This window comes from Pandoraea sp. B-6, assembly GCF_000282835.1.
GTDB lineage: Bacteria > Pseudomonadota > Gammaproteobacteria > Burkholderiales > Burkholderiaceae > Pandoraea > Pandoraea cepalis.
In genome coordinates, this window is the sequence record NZ_KB290497.1 from 3,440 (window position 1) to 24,329 (window position 20,890).

The following is a 20,890-nucleotide window of genomic DNA, read 5'->3' on the forward strand; positions in this document are numbered from 1 at the left end:
CGTTTCGGCGGCAACAAGCCGGCCGGTGCCCCGTTCGAGCGTCGCGAGGGCAATGGCTTCCAAGGGGGTTACCCGCAGAACGGCGCGGGTAACGGCGGTAATGGTGGCAACGGCTTCTCGAACGGCAGCGCGACCGACCGCTTCGAGCGTCGCGCTCCGCGCCCCGCCGAAGGCGGCTATCGTCAGGATCGCGGCACGCGCAGCTTCGACGCCCCGCGTCAAGATCGTGGCTTCAGCAATCGCAACGGTGGCGGCTTCAACAAGCGTCGCGACGACTGAACGGCCTGAGGCCGTCAGGACCGATGCCACATCGGTCCTGCGCAAACGCCTGAAAACCCCGGATGTTGACGTCAACGGTCAACGCCGGGGTTTTTTCTTACGCGCGTCGGATCGAAAGAGGCCGACGCGCAGGCGCAAGCACTGCCAATCGGCGCTCGCCGGACGACGCCGTCGATCTCACCGCGTCGACACAAACCGATCGGTCGCTTCGATCAACCAGTGCAGAATGGTGGGCTCGTTGAAGGCATGTCCGGCGTCGGGCGCCCAATAGAAATCCGCCTCCGGCCACGCCTTGTGCAAGTCCCAAGCCGTGCGGGCGGGGGTCGCCACGTCGTACCGACCCTGGACGATCACACCCGGAATGTCGCGCAGGCCGCGCGCACCATCGATCAGCTGGTTCGGCGCGAGAAAGCCGTCGTTGACGAAGTAATGATTCTCGATGCGAGCGAACGCAATTGCGTAGCGCGGATCGCCGAACGCCTCGGCAAGACGGTCGTCGGGCAGCAGCGTGATGGTGCTGCCCTCCCACATACTCCATGCCCGCGCCGCCTCGATTCTCACGGCCTCATCGCGATGGGTCAGCCGCTTCTGGTAAGCACGCATCAGATCGCCCCGCTCTTCAAGCGGGATCGGCGCGAGGAAAGACTCCCAGCGATCCGGAAACAGCCACGATGCGCCCTTCTGGTAATACCACTGCAACTCGTCGCGACGCACGGTAAAAATGCCGCGCACGATCAATTCGCTCACTCGGTCGACGTGCGCCTGCGCATAGGCCAGTGCCAAGGTGCTCCCCCACGAGCCCCCTAACACCAGCCAACGGTCGTATCCGAACTTGACGCGCAAGCACTCGATGTCATCCACCAGATCCCACGTCGTGTTGTGGTCCAGACTCGCATGCGGTAACGAACGTCCGCAGCCACGCTGGTCGAACAGCGTAATGCAGTATTTGGCCGGATCGAACAACCGCCGATGCTCCGGCGAGCAACCGCCCCCAGGCCCCCCGTGAAGAAACACCGCCGGCTTGCCCTGCGGATTGCCGCACCGCTCCCAATACACTTGGTGCCCATTGCCCACATCGAGCACGCCGCACTCGAAAGGCTCGACCGGCGGGTACAGGCCGCGCAGCGTCTCCGGGCGAATCTCTACCACCTTGCCAGGCCCCCGCGGTACAAGCGCCTGCGCGCGCGGACCGTTTGGCAGGCTGCGGGCGGCATCATCGGGAAAGTCGAGCGACATCGGCATCCTCACTTGAACACGGGGCTGGGCAGTGTCAACGTCACGCCCCAGCGCAACGCCGACCATGGAACCTCGCGCGAACAGCACGAGAATCCATCCGTCGAAGTTCAGTGTAGCGCGGCACCCAAGACAAGACAAAGCGCGCGCTCAAAACGAAATGGGACGATGTTGCCATCGTCCCATTCGTACAGCAATGCGATCACCGAGTCACGATAAGGGCGTGATTTCGACTCAAGCCTCGTCAGACCGTTTCAGCCCCCATCGGAGCCCTTCATCACGCTTCAAACCACTTCGTACAGCGGCAGCGTAAGGAACTCGACAAAGTCGTCGCTGGTGCTCATCTGCTCGAAGATGACGGCCGCGCGATCATACGTCGGCGCCACTTGCCCCACGAGTGCTTTCACATTGGCAAGCTCTTGCGCAATCAGCTCGCGCACCAGCTCGGCGGTGACCTTGCGGCCGTCGTCGAGCTTGCCCTTCGGCGAGCGGATCCACTGCCACACCTGCGAGCGAGAGATCTCGGCCGTTGCCGCATCTTCCATCAGGTTGTGAATCGGCACGCAGCCATTGCCCGCCAGCCAGGATCCCAGGTAGTGGATGCCGACATTGATGTTGTTGCGCAGCCCCGCCTCGGTAATTGGCGCTTCCGGCTGGAACGTCAGCAGTTCACGGCCCGAGACCGTCACATCGTCGCGTTGCTTGTCGATCTGGTTCGGACGCTCGCCCAGCACCTTCACGAACTCCTCCATCGCCACGGGCACGAGCCCTGGGTGTGCCACCCAGCCGCCGTCGTAACCGTCGGCGGCGTCGCGCGCCTTGTCGCCGCGAATGCCGGCCATCGCCCGCTCGTTCGCTTGCGGATCGTTCTTGATCGGAATCAACGCGCTCATGCCGCCAATGGCAGGCGCATTGCGGCGGTGACACGTCTTGAGCAGCAGCAGCGCGTAGGCCCGCATGAACGGCACCGTCATGGTGATGCGACTGCGATCGGCCAGGCAGAAGTCGGCATCGACCTTGAACTTCTTGATGCACGAGAAGATGTAATCCCAGCGGCCGGCGTTCAGGCCAGCGCTGTGCTCGCGCAGTTCATACAGAATCTCGTCCATTTCGAACGCGGCGAGAATCGTCTCGACGAGCACCGTCGCCTTGATCGTGCCCTGCGGCAGGCCCAGTTCGTTTTGGGCGAGCACGAACACGTCGTTCCACAGACGCGCCTCAAGGTGGCTCTCCAGCTTCGGCAGATAGTAGTAAGGCCCAAAGCCGCGCTCGAGCGACGCCTTCGCGTTATGGAACACATGCAGGCCAAAGTCGAACAGGCTGCCTGACATGCGCACACCGTCCACGCTCACGTGCTTCTCGTCGAGATGCCAGCCGCGCGGACGTACGATCAGCGTGGCGACCTTGTCGTTCAAGGCGTAACGCTTGCCGTTCTGTTCGAGACTGATGGTGCCGCGCACGGCGTCGCGCACGTTGATATGCCCTTGCAACTGGTTATGCCAGTTCGGCGTGTTCGAGTCCTCGAAGTCGGTCATGTAGCTGTCCGCCCCCGAGTTCAGCGCGTTGATGATCATCTTGCGCTCGACCGGCCCCGTGATTTCCACACGACGGCATTGCAACGCCGCCGGCAACGGTGCGATGCGCCAGTCGCCGTCGCGGATCGCTTGCGTCTCGGGCAGGAAATCGGGCACTTCGCCGGCGTCGAGTCGTGCGGCGCGGTCCGCGCGGGCCGCAAGTAGTGCCTGACGGCGCGGTTCAAAGGCGCGGTGCAGCTTGGCGATGAAAGCGAGTGCCTCGGGGGTCAGGATCGCTTCGTACTCAGAACGAATATCGGTGCTGGCATCAACATGCAATTGCATGCCGGGGGGCAGAATCAGGGACATCAGGGATCTCCAACGATCTTCATTTATATAAGGGAGTGCGCCGCAAGGAAGAACTTCAGGGGCTTTGCACCAGGCCTCACACCGCGTTGGGCGTCAGGCGCGCGCTCCCGTCACTACCTCGACGAACCGCTGCAAGTCGCGCATGTCGCGCCCCATCCCTTGCGGCGTGACGCCGAGCTGTTCGACCGGCAGCCCGGCCCGGTTGACCCAAAACGTCGGGTAACCGAACCAGGTGGCACCGGCCGCGTCCCAGCCGTTGCTGGAGACGAAAACGATGGCGTCGGCAGGCAAACCGAACGCGTCGGGGCCGAGTTGATAGGCCTCCGGGGCGGTCTTGAATTTGCGTACCGCGTCGACCGACAGCACATGCTCGAACAGATCCTTGATCCCAGCGCTCTTCAGGCCGACGTCGAGCATGCGGGGATCGCCATTCGAAAGCACGCCGAGCCTGAGACCCATTGCACGCAACGCGCGCAGCACGGACGGGTTTTCGGGGAAGACCGACAGGCAGGTGTATTCGTCCATCAGGCGCTTCTCGGCGACAGGCGAGAGCGTGAGATTCAGACGCGCCGCAGCGTAGCGCAACGCGTCGACGGTGATGTCCCAGAACGGACGGTAGCGTTCGCCGCGCGGGCCCGAGAGCGAGCGCAGTTGCGTGTATTCGATCTGCTTGGCCCGCCACAGCTCGGCAAGCGCCGCCCCGCGTCCCGGGAACTGCTGCTCGGCGGCCGCCGCGACGGAGTACACGTCGAACAATGTGCCGTAAGCATCAAAAATCACTGCCTGAATACGCGAAGCCATAAGCTGGGTATCACTCAATATCACTTGTCATTGCCTGCCAATTGTATTATTGATATCAATCGCCATAAAAGCGCACAAAAATCACTTTATCTTTGACTTTTTAGTACATAATCCGCCGCGTGGATCGCTTCAAACAAATCGAAACGTTCGTCGCCGTGGCCGCCAAGGGGAGTCTGTCGGCGACCGCAGCGCTCGAAGGCGTGGCGCCGGCCGTGATCGGGCGGCGCATCGACGCGCTCGAGTCCCGCTTGGGCGTGAAGCTGCTCGTGCGCACGACGCGGCGGGTCACGCTCACGTTCGAGGGATCGGCGTTTCTCGAGGACTGCCAACGCATTCTCAACGAGATGCACAACGCCGAGGCCGCCGTATCGGCGGGCGGGGTCAAGGCCAGCGGCCATCTGCGGCTCTCGGCACCGGCCGGGTTCGGGCGACGGCACGTCGCCCCGCTGCTGCCGGTGTTCATCGAATCGCATCCAGACGTCACGGTCACGCTGGACCTCTCCGACCGTCTCGTCGATCTGGTCAACGAAGGCTTCGATTGCGCGATCCGGCTGGGCGAGTTGCCCGATTCGAGCCTCGTATCGCTGCGGCTGGGCGAGAACCGGCGCGTGTGCGTGGCGTCACCGGGGTATCTCGCACGACACGGACGGCCCGAATCGCTCGACGCCCTCGCGCGTCACAATTGCCTCGCCTTCGGATCTACCGCTAACCAGCAGCGCGGCTGGACCTTCTCGCAGGACGGCAAGGTCGTGACCATCCGCGTGAACGGCACCATGGAATGCACCGACGGTGCGGTACTGCACGACTGGTGCCTGGACGGCTACGGCCTCGCATGGCGCTCGTGGTGGGAGGTGGGCGACGATATCCGCGCGGGCCGGCTCATGAGCGTGCTCGACGACTTTGCCGCGCCGCCCATCGGCATTCATGCCGTGTTCCCGCAACGCCGTCCCCTGCCGCTGCGCGTACGCCTGTTCATCGACCATCTCAAGCACCACTACAGCAGTTCGGTCTACTGGCGAGATGACGCGGCGCCCATCGCGCCGCACGGCGCGGCCGTCTGAGCGGCGGCGCGTCGCGGTGCGAGGGGGCGTGAGGGGGCGTGAGGGGGCGTGAGGGGCGTGAGGGGACCCGAGGGATCACCGCCCTATCGGGACTATCGGGTTTGCCCCCGTTGTTGCGTCGCGCCAAAGCCATAGAATCGAAACGAAGGGTCCGCTGGCAATGCGCAGGCTTGAGGGCGAGACATGGCCCTGACTGGCACCGGATGTCTCGGGACAGCGGACGGGGTGCAAGACCGTGATGCCTGCGCGAGCCTGTGAACGCGTGTTCAGCAACGCCAACTGCGGGAGGTCATATGCTGTTTACCCACATCCTCATTCCGACCGACGGCTCGGAGCTTTCCGAAAAGGCGGTCACGGGCGGACTCGAGCTGGCGCGCGCGCTCGGCGCGAAGGTGACGGGCTATTGCTGCCTCGCGGAGTATCCGTATTCGCCCTTCAGCGAGTATGTACTGGAAGCGCCGGCCACTTTCAGCGAGCGCATTGCCGAAGAGGCATGCGCACACCTCGACAAGCTGGCCGAAGCCGCCGCGGCGGCGGGCGTGCCGTTCGAGCGCGACAGCTCCACATTCCCGGCGCCTTATCTCGGCATCATCGACGCGGCGCAACGTCACGGATGCGATGTCATCCTGATGGCCTCCCACGGACGGCGCGGGCTGACCAGCCTGCTGCTTGGCAGCGAGACGCAACGTGTTCTCGTGCACTCCAAGATTCCGGTGCTCGTCTACCGCTGATCCACTCGCGGCAACTCGACCGCACATGAAAAAAGGCCCGTGAGCGGGATACGCTCACGAGCCTCCTCTCGTTCAGGCGTGCATGGCACCCTCACCGCGACGGGACCGCAGTCAGGGCCGCCCCGGCCGGATAGGCCGGACGCGCGGTCATAGCGCGATGTCGCACCGCCGGCTGACGATGTGCCCCCACGCGCATCGTCGCTGGCGGGCGCACCGCGCCCTCCCTCAGCCCGGTCAGGCTGCCTTGACCTTTGCCTTCTTCTCGTCGAAGAACTGTTCGTCCTCCGTCGAACCCTTCAGGGCCGTGGTCGATGCGTCACGCTCAATCGTCTGCGTAACAGCATCGAAGTAGCCCGTACCCACCTCGCGCTGGTGCTTCACCGCGGTGAAGCCCTTGTCCGCCGCCGCGAATTCGGCTTCCTGCAACTCCACGAAGGCGCTCATCTGACGACGGGCATAGCCATGCGCCAGGTTGAACATCGAGTAGTTCAGGCTGTGGAAGCCGGCCAGCGTGATGAACTGGAACTTGTAGCCCATGGCGCCGAGTTCCTTCTGGAACTTGCCGATGGTCGCATCGTCGAGGTTCTTCTTCCAGTTGAACGACGGCGAGCAGTTATACGAAAGCATTTTGCCGGGGAAGTGCTTGTGAATCCCCTCGGCAAATTGCCTGGCGAATTCGAGATCGGGCTTGCCGGTCTCGCACCACACCAGATCGACGTACGGCGCGTAAGCCAGACCACGGGCAATCGCCTGATCGAGGCCATTGCGCGTGCGGTAGAAGCCTTCGACCGTGCGCTCGCCGGTGCAGAACGGCTGATCGATCGGATCGACGTCAGCGGTGATCAGGTCTGCTGCTTCGGCATCGGTCCGGGCGATCAGGACGGTCGGCACGCCGAGCACGTCGGCCGCCAGTCGCGCCGCCACCAGCTTGGCCACGGCTTCGCGCGTCGGCACGAGCACCTTGCCACCCATGTGACCGCACTTCTTGACCGACGCGAGCTGATCTTCGAAGTGCACACCGCCGGCGCCCGCTTCGATCATCGCCTTCATCAGTTCGAAGGCGTTGAGCACGCCGCCGAAGCCGGCTTCGGCGTCCGCCACGATCGGGGCGAAGTAATCGATATAGCCTTCGTCGCCCGGGTTCTTGCCTTCCGACCATTGGATCTGATCGGCCCGCGTGAAGGTGTTGTTGATGCGGCGCACGACTTGCGGCACCGAATTGGCCGGATACAGCGATTGGTCGGGGTACATTTCACCCGCCATGTTCGCGTCGCCGGCGACCTGCCAGCCTGACAGATAAATCGCCTTGAGGCCGGCCTTGACCTGTTGCATGGCCTGATTGCCGGTCAGCGCGCCCAGGGCGTTCACAAACGGCTCGTCGTTGATCATTTGCCACAGACGCTCTGCACCGCGGCGGGCGAGTGTTTGTTCAGGCTGGATCGATCCGCGCAGGCGCACCACGTCTTCGGCCGAGTAGCCACGCTTGATGCCCTGCCAGCGCGGATTGTTCGCCCAATCCTGCTCGAGTTGCTTCACCTGGTCTTGACGTGTCGTCATGATGATCTCTCCTGGTTTCTCGATACAAATAAAGCGGTGACGCCTGACTGCCTGTGCGGCTTGAAACCGGCATGTCTTGTATAAGAGTTTAGGGATTTTTCACGCAACGCAACAGAACGAACCACGGCATGGAGTAAAATTTTTTAACTATAAAAATCAATAGTATATGAACTTTATTTCTTGATACGAAACGATATTTTCCGTTCTGAAATGGCATCGTTGTGCCGAGCAGCGCAAATTTTTACGCACCGCAAGATCGTTCCACATCATGAAAAAAGCCGGTAACGGCGAGTCCCGGCTTTGCAACCTCGCGAACAGGCGCGGGCGCGGTGGTTACGATGCGGCCCGACGGGCTGCCGTCGCCGCCCTGGGCGGCTTGCATACGAACCACACGGCGAGCGCGATGAAACAGCCGCCGACAACGTGCGCCATCGTGACCGCTTCATTCAGGAACAAGGCGCCCCACAGCACACCGAACGGCGGAATGAGAAACGTCACGGTCAGCGAGCGCAACGGGCCCAGATCCGCGATCAGGCGGAAGAACATCATGTAGGCCACCGCGCTGCAAAGGAAGCCGAGTGCGGCCATTGCGGCCCAGACGCCGCCGGTCGCCGGGCCGGGAATGCCGGACGTTGCCGACACGTAGCCGAAGAACGGCAGCAGCACGACGGCCGCCCCCAGTTGGCTGCCGAAGGCGACCAGCTTCGCATCGAGGCCGCCCCGGTCGGAAATCCAGCGTTTGGTCAGATAGCCCGCCAGGCCATAGCAGGACGTGGCGACGAGACACGCCAACGCCCCAATGACCACCGGCCCCGACATCGTGACCGGTCCGGCCCGCGTCAATACGGCCACGCCGACAAGCCCGAGCAACACGCCCAACCCCTTGGCTCCCGTCAGGCGCTCACGGAAGAACAACGTGCCGATGATGACGCCCATCAACGGCGTGGTTGCGTTGAGAATCGCCGAGTAACCGGCCGGGAGCACGCGCGCGGCGAGGCAGTACATCGCGAACGGAATGCCGGAATTGATGACGCCGAGCAGCATCGACGCCCCGAGCCGCCCCTTGAACTCCCAGCGCACGCGCATGACCAGCAGGATGACCGCCAGACCGATGGCGCCCAGGGTCACGCGAAGGAACGCCGTGGGCAGCGGCCCGAGCACAGGGACGATGATGCGCATGAAAAGAAAGCTCGCGCCCCAGATGGCGGAGAGCGTCAGCAAACGGGCAATGTCGGACGAACGCATAGTCGGCATGACGGCACGGTTGGCCGCCGGGAAGAATGGGAACGCGTGAATCGTCCCACATCGACGCCAGGCCTGCTGGTCAAAATCGGACATGGCGGCAACGGCACAGTGGCGTTCATCGTCAACCCGTATCGCCCGCCATGGCGGGTCACGCACGGTCCATTTTCGGAATCGGCGCATTGAGCAAGCAAGTGGTCGCGCGCTATGGTGACTGACCGATCGATCGGAGATTTCATACTCATGACGTATCACGATTCACGCGCCGTCTCTCCTCGCGAGGTCCGCCCTCCGTCCGACGGGCGACCTCTCACTCACCAGACCGTCATTCATCCGATTCTCCGCACCCGCCCTCCCACCCAGACGACCTCACTGCACGCATCGCCCGCCGTGGTGCCACGCGGTTACGACCTATGGAATCACTATGAGGTCGCTTGGCTCGACATGCATGAGCGCCCCCCAGATCGCCGTGGCGGAAATCGTGATTCCGTGCGATTCCCCGTACACGCTGGAGATGTCGGACGCGCAACGCTATTTCCTGACGTTGCGCGAGCGATGCTTCGAATCTCCCGACGCGCTGGAAGCGCACGTGGCGGGCGAATTATCGCGCTGCCTGCAAGCGTATGTCCTGGTGCGCACGACACCGGTCAGGCAAGCCGTTCGCACCACGGCCGCCTGCGGGCCGGGCACGGAGAGTCTCGACCTCGCGCCGGTCAGCGTGATACGCGGTGGCGTGCAGGCTCATGCCCTTTGCCTCGCCAGCGACGCCGATGGCGCGCTGGCCTCGCCGATTCGCGAATGCCTGGTCTCCGACCTGTTGAGCGTGCGATGCCCGCTCACCGGCGGCGTCGACTACGGAACCGTCTGGTTCGACTATACCGGCGCGCCGATCTGTCGCCGCGCACTGCTCGCGTACGTCCTGTCGTTTCGCCATAGCGCGATGCTGATCGAGCACTGCGTAGATACGCTCTTCAGTGACGTGCTCACGCGATGCGCGCCAACGCGACTGGCAGTCGGCGCACGCTTCACGCGGCGTTACGGACTCGATATCAATCCCGTGCGCTCCACACATGCCATCGCCCTCACCAATCTGCGCACCATTCGCCAATGACCTCGACGATCTCCCCTGCCCCGCTGCCCTCAGCGCTCGCCGCACGCCAGGCCACGCGCATGACGCCCGCCGTCATCGTGCTTGCGATCGCCTTCGTGAGCTTCCTGCTGATCTCGAACGCATTGGGCGCTCGCGTATGCGAGGTCGCGCTGCCCTGGTCGGTCGGCGACGAGCCGTTACGGCTGACATTCTCGGCCGCCCTCATCAGCTTCCCGTTTGCTTACCTCTTTGCGTCGGTGCTCACGGAGGTCTACGGCTATCGCATCAGCCGCATCGTGATCTGGAGCGGACTCGCGGCCAATCTGGCGATGATCGGATTTCTCTGGCTGATGACCCGGCTGCCCACCGAAGCAGCCTGGGCGGCAGAAACCGGCTTCACGGACGAGGTGCAGCGTCACTGGTACGAGGCCATTGCGCATATGTTCCTGGCATCGGTGTCGTGACGTCGGCACCTCGCTCAATCCATTCCGCTTTCGAGCATCGATGCCGCGGCAATCCGTCGAGACTCAATAGCGCATGTCGCTCGCGCTGTCACAGCCGTGCCGCAGCGACACCGCGGCTACACCAGGATTACGCCGCGTTGGCGTCGCGCGCGCGGCGATACTTGACCCAGTCTCCATCGGCAATCTGCGGCAATGCGTGGACCGCCGATTCGCTCACCGGATAGACGATGCAAGCGTAGGTTGCGCCGTCACAGGCGACCTCGCGCATGTCTCGAACGAACAACCCCGCCTCGCCCGGATACACGGCTTCGATCTCGTCGAGCACGGGGACCAGTGCCGTTGCGATGCGATAGACGTCGCCAGTGACGCGGCCTGCGCTGTGGCCGTCGCACGCCGTGGCGTCGAGCACCATGCCCGGATAGTCCCCGAAATCGTACAGCCGCCCGCCGAGTGATGTGGTGCCGACATAGACCGGCGCCTCGATGCCGTGTCGCTCGGCGGCATACGACACGTCGTTGATTTCGCCGGCACGCAGCGTGCCATAGACAAAAACGTAGACCCCCTCGTCCTGCGAGTCATGGGCATCGTGGGCGTCGACCCGGTCACGCGTTGCAGTATTCATCACCAGCATCCAAATCGGAAAAAAGTGGGGAAGCAGGCAACGCGTCGGCCCCGAACTGCGCATGCCGTGCCCAACACGTCCTCTGTCCGAGCCAATCGTCGTCCTGATGACCGACGGCGGACACGATCGCGCGTACCCCTGAAGTAAAAAAATCCCCGCGCACATTGCAATACGCGGGGACGGATCATGCGGTCCAAGCGAGTTGCAGGAACCGCGTTCGCGCTTACTCGGCGGCCGGTGGCGTCGCTTCGGCCGCTTCTGTCACCGGCCCGGCGGCGTCGCCCTCGAACGTGAATCGCCCGTTGCGCCAGTCGACCGGGATGGTGTCCTTCGGCCCGAACTTGCCCGCCAGCACCAGCTTGGCGATCGGGTTCTCGATTTCCTGCTGGATCGCCCGCTTGAGCGGCCGCGCACCGAACACCGGGTCGAAGCCTTCCCGCGCCACATGCGTGAGTGCCGCCTTGGTCACGTCGAGCGTCATTTCAAGCTTGGCCAGACGTTGACGCAGGATCTCGATCTGGATCGTGGCAATCGACTCGATGTGCTTCTGGTCGAGACCGTGGAACACCACGACTTCGTCGATCCGATTCAGGAACTCCGGACGGAAGTGATCCTTGATCTCCCCCCACACGGCATCCTTGATGCGGTCCTGCGGCTCGCCGACCATCGACTGAATCATCGACGATCCGAGATTCGACGTCATCACGATCACCGTGTTCTTGAAGTCCACCGTGCGGCCCTGGCCATCGGTCATGCGCCCGTCGTCGAGCACTTGCAGCAGCACATTGAACACATCCGGATGCGCCTTTTCGACTTCGTCGAGCAGGATCACGCTGTACGGCTTGCGACGCACGGCTTCCGTCAGGTAGCCGCCCTCTTCATAACCGACATAGCCCGGAGGCGCGCCAATCAGCCGAGCGACGCTGTGCTTCTCCATGAACTCGCTCATGTCGATGCGGATGAGGTGATCGTCGGCATCGAACAGGAACATCGCCAGCGCCTTGCACAGCTCGGTCTTGCCCACACCGGTCGGCCCGAGGAACAGGAACGAACCATACGGACGGTTCGGATCCGACAGCCCGGCACGCGAACGCCGGATGGCGTCGGCCACGGCGGTAATCGCCTCGTCCTGCCCAATCACGCGCTCGTGCAGCTTGTCTTCCATGTGGAGCAGCTTTTCGCGCTCGCCCTGCATCATCTTCGAGACCGGGATGCCGGTCGCCCGCGAGACCACTTCGGCAATCTCTTCGGTGCCCACCTGCGTGCGCAACAGGCGTGGATGCGACTGCTGGCCCGCCGCTTCCGCCGCGTCGGCGTCCTTCAACTGGGCTTCGAGCTGCGGCAGCTTGCCATATTGCAGTTCAGCCACCTTGTCGAGCTTGCCTTCGCGTTGCAGCTTCGTAATGTCGGCACGCACGCGCTCGATCTCTTCCTTGACCTGGGCGCTGCCCTGTACCGCCGCCTTCTCCGCGGTCCACACTTCTTCGAGGTCGGCGTACTCGCGTTCCAGGCGCGAGATCTCTTCCTCGATCAGCGCAAGGCGCTTTTGCGAGGCTTCGTCGGTTTCCTTCTTGACGGCTTCGCGCTCGATCTTCAACTGGATCAGGCGACGGTCGAGCTTGTCCATCACTTCCGGCTTCGAGTCGATTTCCATCTTGATCTTCGACGCGGCCTCGTCGATCAAGTCGATGGCCTTGTCCGGCAGGAACCGGTCGGTGATGTAGCGCTGGCTGAGTTCCGCCGCCGCCACGATGGCCGGGTCGGTGATCTCCACCCCGTGGTGCAGCTCGTATTTCTCCTGCAAGCCACGCAGAATTGCGATCGTTGCCTCGACACTCGGCTCGTCGACGAGCACCTTCTGGAAACGACGCTCCAGCGCGGCGTCCTTCTCGATGTACTTGCGGTATTCGTCGAGTGTGGTCGCGCCGATGCAATGCAATTCGCCGCGCGCGAGCGCCGGCTTGAGCATGTTGCCCGCGTCCATGGCGCCTTCGGCCTTGCCGGCCCCCACCATCGTATGAATTTCGTCGATGAACAGGATCGTGCGCCCTTCATCCTTGGCAATGTCGCTCAGCACGCTCTTCAGCCGCTCTTCGAATTCGCCACGGAATTTCGCGCCGGCGAGCAGCCCCGCCATGTCCAGGGCAAGCACGCGCTTGTTCTTGAGCGACTCCGGCACTTCGCCATTGATGATGCGCTGCGCAAGTCCTTCCACAATGGCGGTCTTGCCCACCCCCGGCTCACCGATGAGCACCGGGTTGTTCTTCGTGCGGCGTTGCAGAATCTGGATCGTGCGACGAATTTCGTCGTCGCGGCCGATCACCGGATCGAGCTTGCCAAGCGACGCGCGCTCGGTCAGATCCAGCGTGTACTTCTTGAGGGCTTCGCGCTGATTCTCGGCATCCTGGCTGTTGACGGATTGTCCGCCGCGCACGCCTTCGATGGCGGCTTCGAGCGACTTGCGCGTCAGGCCACGCGCCCGCGCCAGTTTGCCCGTTTCGCCCTTGTCGTCGGCCAGCGCGAGCAGAAACATTTCGCTGGCGATATAGCTGTCGCCATGCTTCTGCGCTTCCTTGTCGGCCTGATTGAGCAGGCCCGCGAGTTCACGGCCGACCTGGACGTTGCCGTCGGTGCCTTGAACTTGCGGCAGCTTCGCGAGGGCCGTCTCGATGTCGTGCGCGAGCGGCTGCACCTGCACGCCGGCGCGCTGCAGCAACGAGCGCGCGGCGCCCTCGGGTTGAGCAAGCAGCGCTGCGAGAAGATGCAGCGGCTCGATGTATTGCTGGTCGCGACCGACTGCCATGCTTTGGGCATCAGCCAGCGCTTCCAGGAACTGCGTGGTGAATTTGTCTTGTCGCATCTAGGGCTCCGGTAAGAAATCTCTCTGGATCGGATGTGCGGACAAGCCCCTGCGGTTTCAAGGGGCATGGCAGCGCGACGATTGACATTGTCGTGCGAGGCCGGAACGGGTCAGCACCCGCCCCAGCATCGGGCGAGATGACGCCATACGGGGAGCGTGAAACGACCGCGGGACACGCCCGGCATTGAAGCTCATAATAGCGATTTTCAGCCTCCCGCACCACGCGTCGCGCTGACGGTAGAACGTCGAGAAGTGCCGGCGCGCCCGCCCGGGTGCCACTCGAAATGTCAGCACAAACCTCCCGCCAGCCGCCGGATCCGTGGCCCGCAACGCGCCTCGCCGAGATCGACGAAGACGCCGTGCGACTGCTCGTGAACACCTTCTACGGGCGCATCCGCGACGACGAGATGCTCGGCCCGGTGTTCCGGCAGGCGCTCGAAGGCCGCTGGGATATGCATCTGGAAAAAATGGTGGCGTTCTGGTCCAGCATCGTGCTCGGCGCCAAACGCTACCGCGGCAATGTGACGCAGGCGCATCAGCCGTTCGGCCACCTGAGCGGCGAGCATTTCAGCCGCTGGCTCGCCCTCTTCTTCGATACGCTGGACAGGCTCTTCGAACCGCAGGCCGCCTTCGCCTTCGCGGAACCGGCCATCCGGATCGCGGAAAGCCTTCAGTTGAATCTGTTCGGATGGGAATACACGCTGCCCCCGGCGCAACGGGCGCTACTCGACAGCGTGAAGCAGGCGAGGCCTGCACGGCCCCGAGAATGACACGATCGGCGATGATGGGAAATCTTCGCCGATGTTATTTGATAATCAAAGAAGAAATCAGCGGTTACCAGTCGACTCGGGCGCCCCTTCGGTCGCCCAGCGCTCGCGTGCTGCCGTGTCCGTCTCGCGCGCATCGACCCAGCGCTCGCCCTGCGGCGTCGCTTCCTTCTTCCAGAAGGGCGCCTCGGTCTTCAGATAGTCCATGATGAACTCGCAGGCAGCAAACGCATCCCCCCGATGGGCGGACGTGACGGCCACGAGCACAATCTGATCGCCGGGGCCCAGTTCGCCGTAGCGGTGAATCACCAGCGCGTCGAACAAGCGCCAACGCGCGCACGCCTGCTCGACAATCGCCGCGAGCGCCTTCTCCGTCATGCCCGGATAGTGCTCGAGCGTCATGCGCGAAACGTCGTTGCCGTCGTTCAAATCGCGCACCGTGCCCACGAAGCTCGCCACGGCCCCCACGCGCAGATCGCCTGCGCGCAGCCGTCGAATCTCCTCCGACAGGTCGAAATCCTCGGTCTGTACACGAATCGGCATGCTGGCGGTATCTCCTGTCCCGTGAATCGCTACGCTGGCGACGACATGCGGCTCAACCGCCCGTCACGGGCGGGAAGAACGCGACTTCACAGCCGTCGGTCAGCCGCGTGGCCGCCGGCACCATCGTATGGTCGAGCGCCATGCGCAGCGCGCGCTGTGCGCCGAGCGTCTCGGCCCACACCGGTCCACGGCCGCACAGCCACTGGCGCACGTCGCCCACCGTGGCAATCCCGGCGGGAACATCCACACGCTCCTCAGCGACATTGAGCGCCTCGCGGACGCTGGCGAAAAAACGAAGTTCGATCTGCATAGTCTGGCTGGCACGCCGCATCGGCGACGCACCTGTCTCTCAATATAGGAGGTCGGAGAACGGCAGGAACGCCACCGTCTGGCCGGCTTCGATACGATGCCCCGGCGGATTGTCGATGAGGCCGTCGCCCCACACGGTCGACGTCAGCACCGCCGAGCTCTGGTTGGGAAACGCGTCGAGGCCGCCCTGCTCGTTGATACGGGCGCGCACGAATTCATTGCGACGGTCCGCCTTCGTCTGCGTGAAGTCCGCGCGCATGGGAATGCGACGCGGCGTCACCGCCGTCGCGCCCAGCAAACGCAGAATGAACGGGCGCACGAACAGCAGGAACGTCACGAAGCTGGACACCGGATTGCCGGGCAGGCCGATGAAATGCGCCGTCTCGCCGCCAGCCCGATTGACCTCACCATACGCCAGCGGCTTACCCGGCTTGAGCGCGATCTGCCACAGATTGAGGCGGCCTTCGGCTTGCACGGCGGGTTTGACGTGATCCTCCTCGCCCACCGACACGCCGCCGGACGTGATGATCAGGTCGTTGCTGCGCGCCGCGTCGCGCAGAATCGCCCGGGTGGCGCCCAGATTGTCGGGCACGATGCCGTAATCGGTCATCTCGCAGCCCAGATTCTCCAGGAGCCCGCGCAGCACGAAGCGGTTCGAGTTGTAAATGCTGCCTGCACGCAGCGCCTCGCCAGGCATGGTCAGCTCGTCACCGGTGAAGAAGACGGCCACACGCAAGCGACGTGCGACTTGCAGCTTCGCCATGCCTACGGACGCCGCGAGCCCCAGCGCCGGGGCCCTCAGCCGGGTTCCGGCGGCGAGCACGACGCTGTCACGGCGAATATCCGACCCTTGCCGATTGATGAACTCCTCGACCGCCGGCCTATGGCGAATCACGATGGTCCCGTCCTCGCGCGCGTCGCACTGCTCCTGCATGACGACGGCGTCGGCCCCCGGCGGCACCGGCGCGCCCGTGAAGATGCGCGCCGCCGTGCCGCGGGCGAGCGGTTCAGGGGCGTGCCCCGCCGCAATGCGCTGCGAGACCGGCAGCACGGTCTCGTCCCCGACCAGGTCCGCGACCCGCACGGCGTAGCCGTCCATGGCACTCGTATCCATCGGCGGCACGTCCAGCGTGGCGATCACGTCGGCGGCCAGCACGCGAGCGTTGGCCGCAAGCGTGTCGACCGTCTCCTGCCGATCCAGCGGTCGGGCTGCTGCCAGCACGGCATCCAGGGCGTCTTGTGTACTCAGCATGGTGAAGGCGCGCAAGTCAAGAGAGACATCAGGGGGACAGGGCGAGCGCCGCCTTACAGGCCGGTGTGCTCGGCGATATAGGCCTTCACGCTCGCGACGTCGTTCGGCACCGTCTCGAAGCGCTGCGGCAGCGATTCGAGCTGCTCGAAGCCGGCCGGGCGCGGCGGCTCGCGATGCAACGCCTCGCGAATCGTCTCGGCGAACTTCGCCGGCTGGGCGGTCTCGAGCACCACCATCGGCACGCCGGGTTCGAGCGCTTCGCGCGCGACCTTCACACCGTCGGCCGTGTGGGTGTCGATGACCACGTCGTAACGCTTGGCGACGTCCTGGATCGTCGCAACGCGATCGGCATGCGTACTTCGCCCCGAGACAAAACCAAACTGTGCCACGCGAGCGAAGGCTTCGGTGCCCGACAGGTCGAAGCCGCCTTCGCGCTCGACTTTCGAGAGCAGCTCGGCGGTCGCGTTCGCGTCGCGGCCGAGCAGGTCAAACAGGAAACGCTCGAAGTTCGACGCCTTCGAGATATCCATGCTCGGGCTGCTGGTGTGGAACGTTTCGGCGGACTTGCGCACGCGGTAGTGACCGGTGCGGAAGAATTCGTCGAGCACGTCGTTCTCGTTCGTGGCCACGACCAGCTTGCGGATCGGCAGGCCCATCATGCGGGCGATATGGCCAGCGCAAACGTTACCGAAGTTGCCCGACGGTACCGTGAACGACACCTCGCCGTCCTGGCCCGACCGACCGCCCGTCGCCGCGAAGTAGCCCTTGAAGTAGTAGACGACCTGCGCCACGACACGGGCCCAGTTGATCGAATTGACCGTGCCGATCTTGTAGCGCGCCTTGTAAGCGTGATCGTTCGACACCGCCTTGACGATGTCCTGTGCGTCGTCGAACACGCCTTCCACCGCGAGGTTGAAGATGTTCGGATCCTGCAGGCTGTACATCTGGGCCGTCTGGAACGCACTCATCTTGCCGGCCGGCGAGAGCATGAAGACGCGAATGCCTTCCTTGCCGCGCATGGCGTACTCGGCCGCGCTGCCGGTGTCGCCGGACGTCGCGCCGAGAATGTTGAGTGCATCGCCGTGCTGCGCCAGCGCATACTCGAACAGGTTGCCCAGCAACTGCATGGCCATGTCCTTGAACGCCAGCGTCGGGCCATTCGAGAGCGCCAGCAGCGAGAGCTGCGTGCCCCCTTCGTCGCCCAGCGGCAGCAGCGGCGTGATGTCGGCCGCGTCTTCGCCCGGACGCACATTGCGGTACACCTCGGCGGTGTACGTGCGCGCCGTCAGGTCGGCCAGGATCTCGGCCGGAATGTCGCCCGCGAATTTGGCCAACACCTTCGCGGCCAGCTCGGCGTACGACAACTGGCGCCAGGCGCGCAGCTCGTCCGCTGTCACCTGCGGGTATTGCGTCGGCAGATACAGACCGCCATCCGGGGCCAGGCCGCCCAGCAGAATGCTGGAGAACGATTGCGGCTCGCCCGAGGTCAGGCCCGCGCCGCGCGTGGAGATGTATTTCATGTGGGTCGTGTCCTGTCGTATCGGTTCGTGTGGCCGGCGCTCAGCTGAGCGCCTCCATACGGATGCGCGTGACCTTCGAGAGCACGGTGTCCATCGACTCGATCTTCGCGATGGCCGTGTTGATGTGCTTCTCCTGGGTCTGGTGCGTCAGGATGATGATGTCGGTCTGATGCTCACCCTCGCGCGATTCCTTCTGCAGCAAGGCGTCGATGGAGATGTCCAGATCGGCGAGGATGCGCGTGAGTTCCGCCATCACGCCCGCGCGATCGACCACGCGCAGACGCAGGTAGTAGCTGGTCGTGACCTCGTCGATGGGCAGCACCGGGGTGTTCGACAGCGCGTCGTGCTGGAACGCCAGGTGCGGCACGCGATGCTCCGGATCGGCCGTTTGCAGACGCGTCACGTCGACGATATCGGCCACCACGGCCGAGGCGGTCGGCTCGGCGCCCGCACCCTTGCCGTAATACAGCGTGGCGCCCACGGCGTCGCCCTGCACCAGCACGGCGTTCATGGCGCCTTCCACGTTGGCGATCAGGCGCTTGGACGGAATCAGCGTCGGATGCACGCGCAATTCGATACCGGCCTCGGTGCGACGCGTGATGCCCAGCAGTTTGATGCGGTAGCCGAACTCCTCCGCATACTTGATGTCCAGCGCCGAGAGCTTGGTGATGCCTTCGACATAGGCACGCTCGAACTGCACCGGCACGCCGAACGCGATGGCGCTCATGAGCGTGAGCTTGTGCGCGGCATCAACGCCTTCGATGTCGAACGTCGGGTCTGCTTCCGCGTAGCCCAGACGTTGGGCATCGGCAAGGGCCACGTCGAAGTCGATGCCCTTGTCGCGCATCTCTGAAAGAATGAAGTTCGTGGTGCCGTTGATGATGCCGGCGATCCACTCGATGCGGTTGGCGGTCAGGCCCTCGCGCAGCGCCTTGATGATGGGAATGCCCCCAGCGACGGCCGCTTCGAAGGCGACCATCACGTTGGCCTTGCGCGCGGCAGCGAAAATCTCGTTGCCGTACAGGGCCAGCAGCGCCTTGTTGGCCGTGACCACGTGCTTGCCGTTCTCGATCGCCTTGAGGACCAGTTCCTTCGTGAGGTCGTAGCCGCCGATGGTCTCGACCACGACATCGATGTCCGGATCGTTGACCACGTCGAACGGATCGCCCGTCACGACAGCGGCGCTGCCCACGAGGCCTCGGGCGCGTTCGACATTGCGCACTGCGACCTTCGTAATCTCGATCCCCCGGCCGGCGCGACGTTGAATTTCTTCCTGGTTGCGAGCCAGTACCTGGAAGGCACCGTAGCCTACCGTGCCAAGGCCGAGCAGGCCCACTTTGATCGGTTTCATGCGGTTTTACTCAAAAGTCGAAATCGGGTGGCGCGCATCACTTGCCGTGGCGACGGCGATAACCGTCAAGGAAGCGGGCAATGCGACTGATGGCGTCTTCCAGGTCGCCCTCGTGAGGCAGGAACACAACGCGGAAATGGTCGGGATGCATCCAGTTGAAGCCGCTGCCTTGCACCAGCAGGACCTTCTCTTCAAGCAGCAACTGGAGAATGAAGTCCTGATCGTTGGCGATGGGATACATCGCCGGATCGAGACGCGGGAACAGGTACAGCGCGGCCTTCGGCTTCACGCAGGTCACGCCGGGAATGTCGGTGAGCATGCGGTGCGCGATCTCGCGCTGCTCGTACAGGCGTCCGCCTGGCACGATCAGGTCCTTGATGCTCTGGTAGCCGCCGAGCGCCGTCTGGATGGCGTACTGGCCCGGCACGTTCGGGCACAAGCGCATCGAGGCCAGGATGTTCAGCCCTTCGATGTAGTCGCTCGCCGGACGCTTGTCGCCCGACACGACCATCCAGCCCGCGCGGTAACCGCACGCGCGATAGCTTTTGGACAGGCCGTTGAACGTGATGGTGAGCACGTCCTCGGACAGCGAACCGATCGAGGTGTGCTCCGCGCCGTCGTAGACGATCTTGTCGTAGATCTCGTCGGCGTAAATGATGAGCTTGTGCTCACGCGCGAGGGCGACGATGTCTTTGAGCAGTTCGTCCGAGTACAGCGCGCCGGTCGGGTTGTTCGGGTTGATGATGACGATCGCGCGCGTATTCGGCGTGATCTTCTTGCGGATGTCGGCGAGATCCGGCTGCCAGTCCGCCTGCTCGTCGCAGACGTAATGCACCGGCGTGCCGCCCGACAGGCTGACGGCGGCCGTCCAGAGCGGGTAGTCGGGCGCGGGCACCAGCACCTCGTCGCCATCGTTGAGCAGCGCCTGCATGGCCATCACGATCAGCTCGGAGGCCCCGTTGCCGAGGTAGATGTCGTCGAGCTGGACGTCCTTGATGCGCTTTTGCTGGCAGTAGTGCATGATCGCCTTGCGCGCCGCAAACACGCCCCGCGAGTCCGAATAACCGGCCGAATTCGGCAGATTTCGGATCATGTCCTGCACGATCTCGTCGGGCGGCTCGAAACCGAACGGCGCCAGATTGCCGATGTTCAGTTTGATGACGCGATGACCCTCGTCTTCCATGCGTTTGGCATGTTCGAGCACGGGTCCACGAATGTCGTAGCAGACATTCTGCAATTTCAGCGATTTGAGGATCGGTTTCACGGCGGTTGTGGTCTTGGCGGGCGGCGCAGGGGTCCGGACGAGCCGGCAGGCAGGCGGGACG

At 63.9% G+C, this 20,890-nt stretch carries 18 protein-coding genes and 1 pseudogene; 6 read left to right on the forward strand and 13 right to left on the reverse strand.

The genetic code is table 11. The features are described 5' to 3' along the window. A pseudogene (locus A985_RS28955) lies at positions 1 to 279 on the forward strand (hypothetical protein); the annotation flags it as partial. A 177-nt stretch (positions 280 to 456) separates the two neighbouring features. Here the strand turns inward: A985_RS28955 and pip are convergent. From pip to A985_RS0104735, 3 genes are all read right to left on the reverse strand, one after another. Continuing rightward, a complete protein-coding gene (pip, locus tag A985_RS0104725) occupies positions 457 to 1,395 on the reverse strand; it encodes a prolyl aminopeptidase (RefSeq protein WP_198288656.1) in 939 nt (312 codons plus the stop codon). Positions 1,396 to 1,796: 401 nt separating this feature from the next. Beyond that, positions 1,797 to 3,395, reverse strand: a complete 1,599-nt coding sequence (gene aceB / locus A985_RS0104730; protein ID WP_017232255.1) for a malate synthase A — start codon at positions 3,393 to 3,395, stop codon at positions 1,797 to 1,799. A gap of 93 nt (positions 3,396 to 3,488) precedes the next feature. Beyond that, positions 3,489 to 4,196 (reverse strand): haloacid dehalogenase type II, encoded by a 708-nt coding sequence (locus tag A985_RS0104735; protein ID WP_017232256.1) that lies wholly within the window; start codon positions 4,194 to 4,196, stop codon positions 3,489 to 3,491. Between the two features lie 119 nt (positions 4,197 to 4,315). Between A985_RS0104735 and A985_RS24280 the strand changes: the two genes are divergently transcribed. Continuing rightward, positions 4,316 to 5,257: a LysR family transcriptional regulator gene (locus A985_RS24280; protein WP_017232257.1), complete on the forward strand. Its 942-nt coding sequence runs from the start codon at positions 4,316 to 4,318 to the stop codon at positions 5,255 to 5,257. 296 nt (positions 5,258 to 5,553) lie between these two features. After that, on the forward strand, positions 5,554 to 5,988 hold the full coding sequence (locus tag A985_RS0104745; protein WP_026131659.1) for a universal stress protein: 435 nt from the start codon (positions 5,554 to 5,556) through the stop codon (positions 5,986 to 5,988). 234 nt (positions 5,989 to 6,222) lie between these two features. On the opposite strand, the gene aceA is transcribed toward A985_RS0104745, so the two are convergent. Further along, on the reverse strand, positions 6,223 to 7,545 hold the full coding sequence (gene aceA / locus A985_RS0104750; protein WP_017232259.1) for an isocitrate lyase: 1,323 nt from the start codon (positions 7,543 to 7,545) through the stop codon (positions 6,223 to 6,225). A gap of 333 nt (positions 7,546 to 7,878) precedes the next feature. Next, complete coding sequence (locus A985_RS0104755; RefSeq protein ID WP_039829890.1) at positions 7,879 to 8,790, reverse strand: DMT family transporter; 912 nt, start codon at positions 8,788 to 8,790, stop codon at positions 7,879 to 7,881. Between the two features lie 445 nt (positions 8,791 to 9,235). Between A985_RS0104755 and A985_RS24285 the strand changes: the two genes are divergently transcribed. Beyond that, complete coding sequence (locus tag A985_RS24285) at positions 9,236 to 9,898, forward strand: 7-cyano-7-deazaguanine reductase (RefSeq protein ID WP_017232261.1); 663 nt, start codon at positions 9,236 to 9,238, stop codon at positions 9,896 to 9,898. Continuing rightward, positions 9,895 to 10,341 carry a VUT family protein gene (locus tag A985_RS24290; RefSeq protein ID WP_026131660.1) on the forward strand — a complete coding sequence of 149 codons (447 nt, stop codon included), beginning with the start codon at positions 9,895 to 9,897 and terminating at the stop codon, positions 10,339 to 10,341. The genes A985_RS24285 and A985_RS24290 overlap by 4 nt, the downstream gene beginning before the upstream one ends. 127 nt (positions 10,342 to 10,468) lie before the next feature. Here A985_RS24290 and A985_RS0104770 read toward each other — a convergent pair whose 3' ends face one another. Together A985_RS0104770 and clpB are read right to left on the reverse strand one after the other, a co-directional pair. Beyond that, positions 10,469 to 10,963 carry a gamma-glutamylcyclotransferase gene (locus A985_RS0104770; RefSeq protein ID WP_083902197.1) on the reverse strand — a complete coding sequence of 165 codons (495 nt, stop codon included), beginning with the start codon at positions 10,961 to 10,963 and terminating at the stop codon, positions 10,469 to 10,471. A gap of 223 nt (positions 10,964 to 11,186) precedes the next feature. Continuing rightward, positions 11,187 to 13,823: an ATP-dependent chaperone ClpB gene (clpB, locus tag A985_RS0104775; protein ID WP_017232264.1), complete on the reverse strand. Its 2,637-nt coding sequence runs from the start codon at positions 13,821 to 13,823 to the stop codon at positions 11,187 to 11,189. A gap of 359 nt (positions 13,824 to 14,182) precedes the next feature. Between clpB and A985_RS0104780 the strand changes: the two genes are divergently transcribed. After that, entirely contained in the window at positions 14,183 to 14,593 is a 411-nt protein-coding gene (locus A985_RS0104780; protein ID WP_157211354.1) for a group III truncated hemoglobin, read from the forward strand. Positions 14,594 to 14,650: 57 nt separating this feature from the next. Here A985_RS0104780 and moaE read toward each other — a convergent pair whose 3' ends face one another. The 6 genes from moaE to A985_RS0104810 are packed head-to-tail and all read right to left on the reverse strand — an operon-like array spanning position 14,651 to position 20,829. After that, the gene (moaE, locus tag A985_RS0104785) at positions 14,651 to 15,133 is read right to left on the reverse strand and encodes a molybdopterin synthase catalytic subunit MoaE (protein ID WP_017232266.1); all 483 of its coding nucleotides are present in this window, start codon (positions 15,131 to 15,133) and stop codon (positions 14,651 to 14,653) included. A 52-nt stretch (positions 15,134 to 15,185) separates the two neighbouring features. Then, positions 15,186 to 15,443 carry a molybdopterin converting factor subunit 1 gene (gene moaD / locus A985_RS0104790; protein ID WP_017232267.1) on the reverse strand — a complete coding sequence of 86 codons (258 nt, stop codon included), beginning with the start codon at positions 15,441 to 15,443 and terminating at the stop codon, positions 15,186 to 15,188. 39 nt (positions 15,444 to 15,482) lie between these two features. Further along, positions 15,483 to 16,694, reverse strand: a complete 1,212-nt coding sequence (glp, locus tag A985_RS0104795) for a gephyrin-like molybdotransferase Glp (protein WP_051060070.1) — start codon at positions 16,692 to 16,694, stop codon at positions 15,483 to 15,485. A 53-nt stretch (positions 16,695 to 16,747) separates the two neighbouring features. Continuing rightward, a complete protein-coding gene (thrC, locus tag A985_RS0104800) occupies positions 16,748 to 18,214 on the reverse strand; it encodes a threonine synthase (protein ID WP_017232269.1) in 1,467 nt (488 codons plus the stop codon). 40 nt (positions 18,215 to 18,254) lie between these two features. Continuing rightward, a complete protein-coding gene (locus A985_RS0104805) occupies positions 18,255 to 19,565 on the reverse strand; it encodes a homoserine dehydrogenase (RefSeq protein WP_017232270.1) in 1,311 nt (436 codons plus the stop codon). Between the two features lie 37 nt (positions 19,566 to 19,602). Continuing rightward, positions 19,603 to 20,829 carry a pyridoxal phosphate-dependent aminotransferase gene (locus A985_RS0104810; protein WP_017232271.1) on the reverse strand — a complete coding sequence of 409 codons (1,227 nt, stop codon included), beginning with the start codon at positions 20,827 to 20,829 and terminating at the stop codon, positions 19,603 to 19,605. Between the last annotated feature and the right edge of the window lie 61 nt (positions 20,830 to 20,890).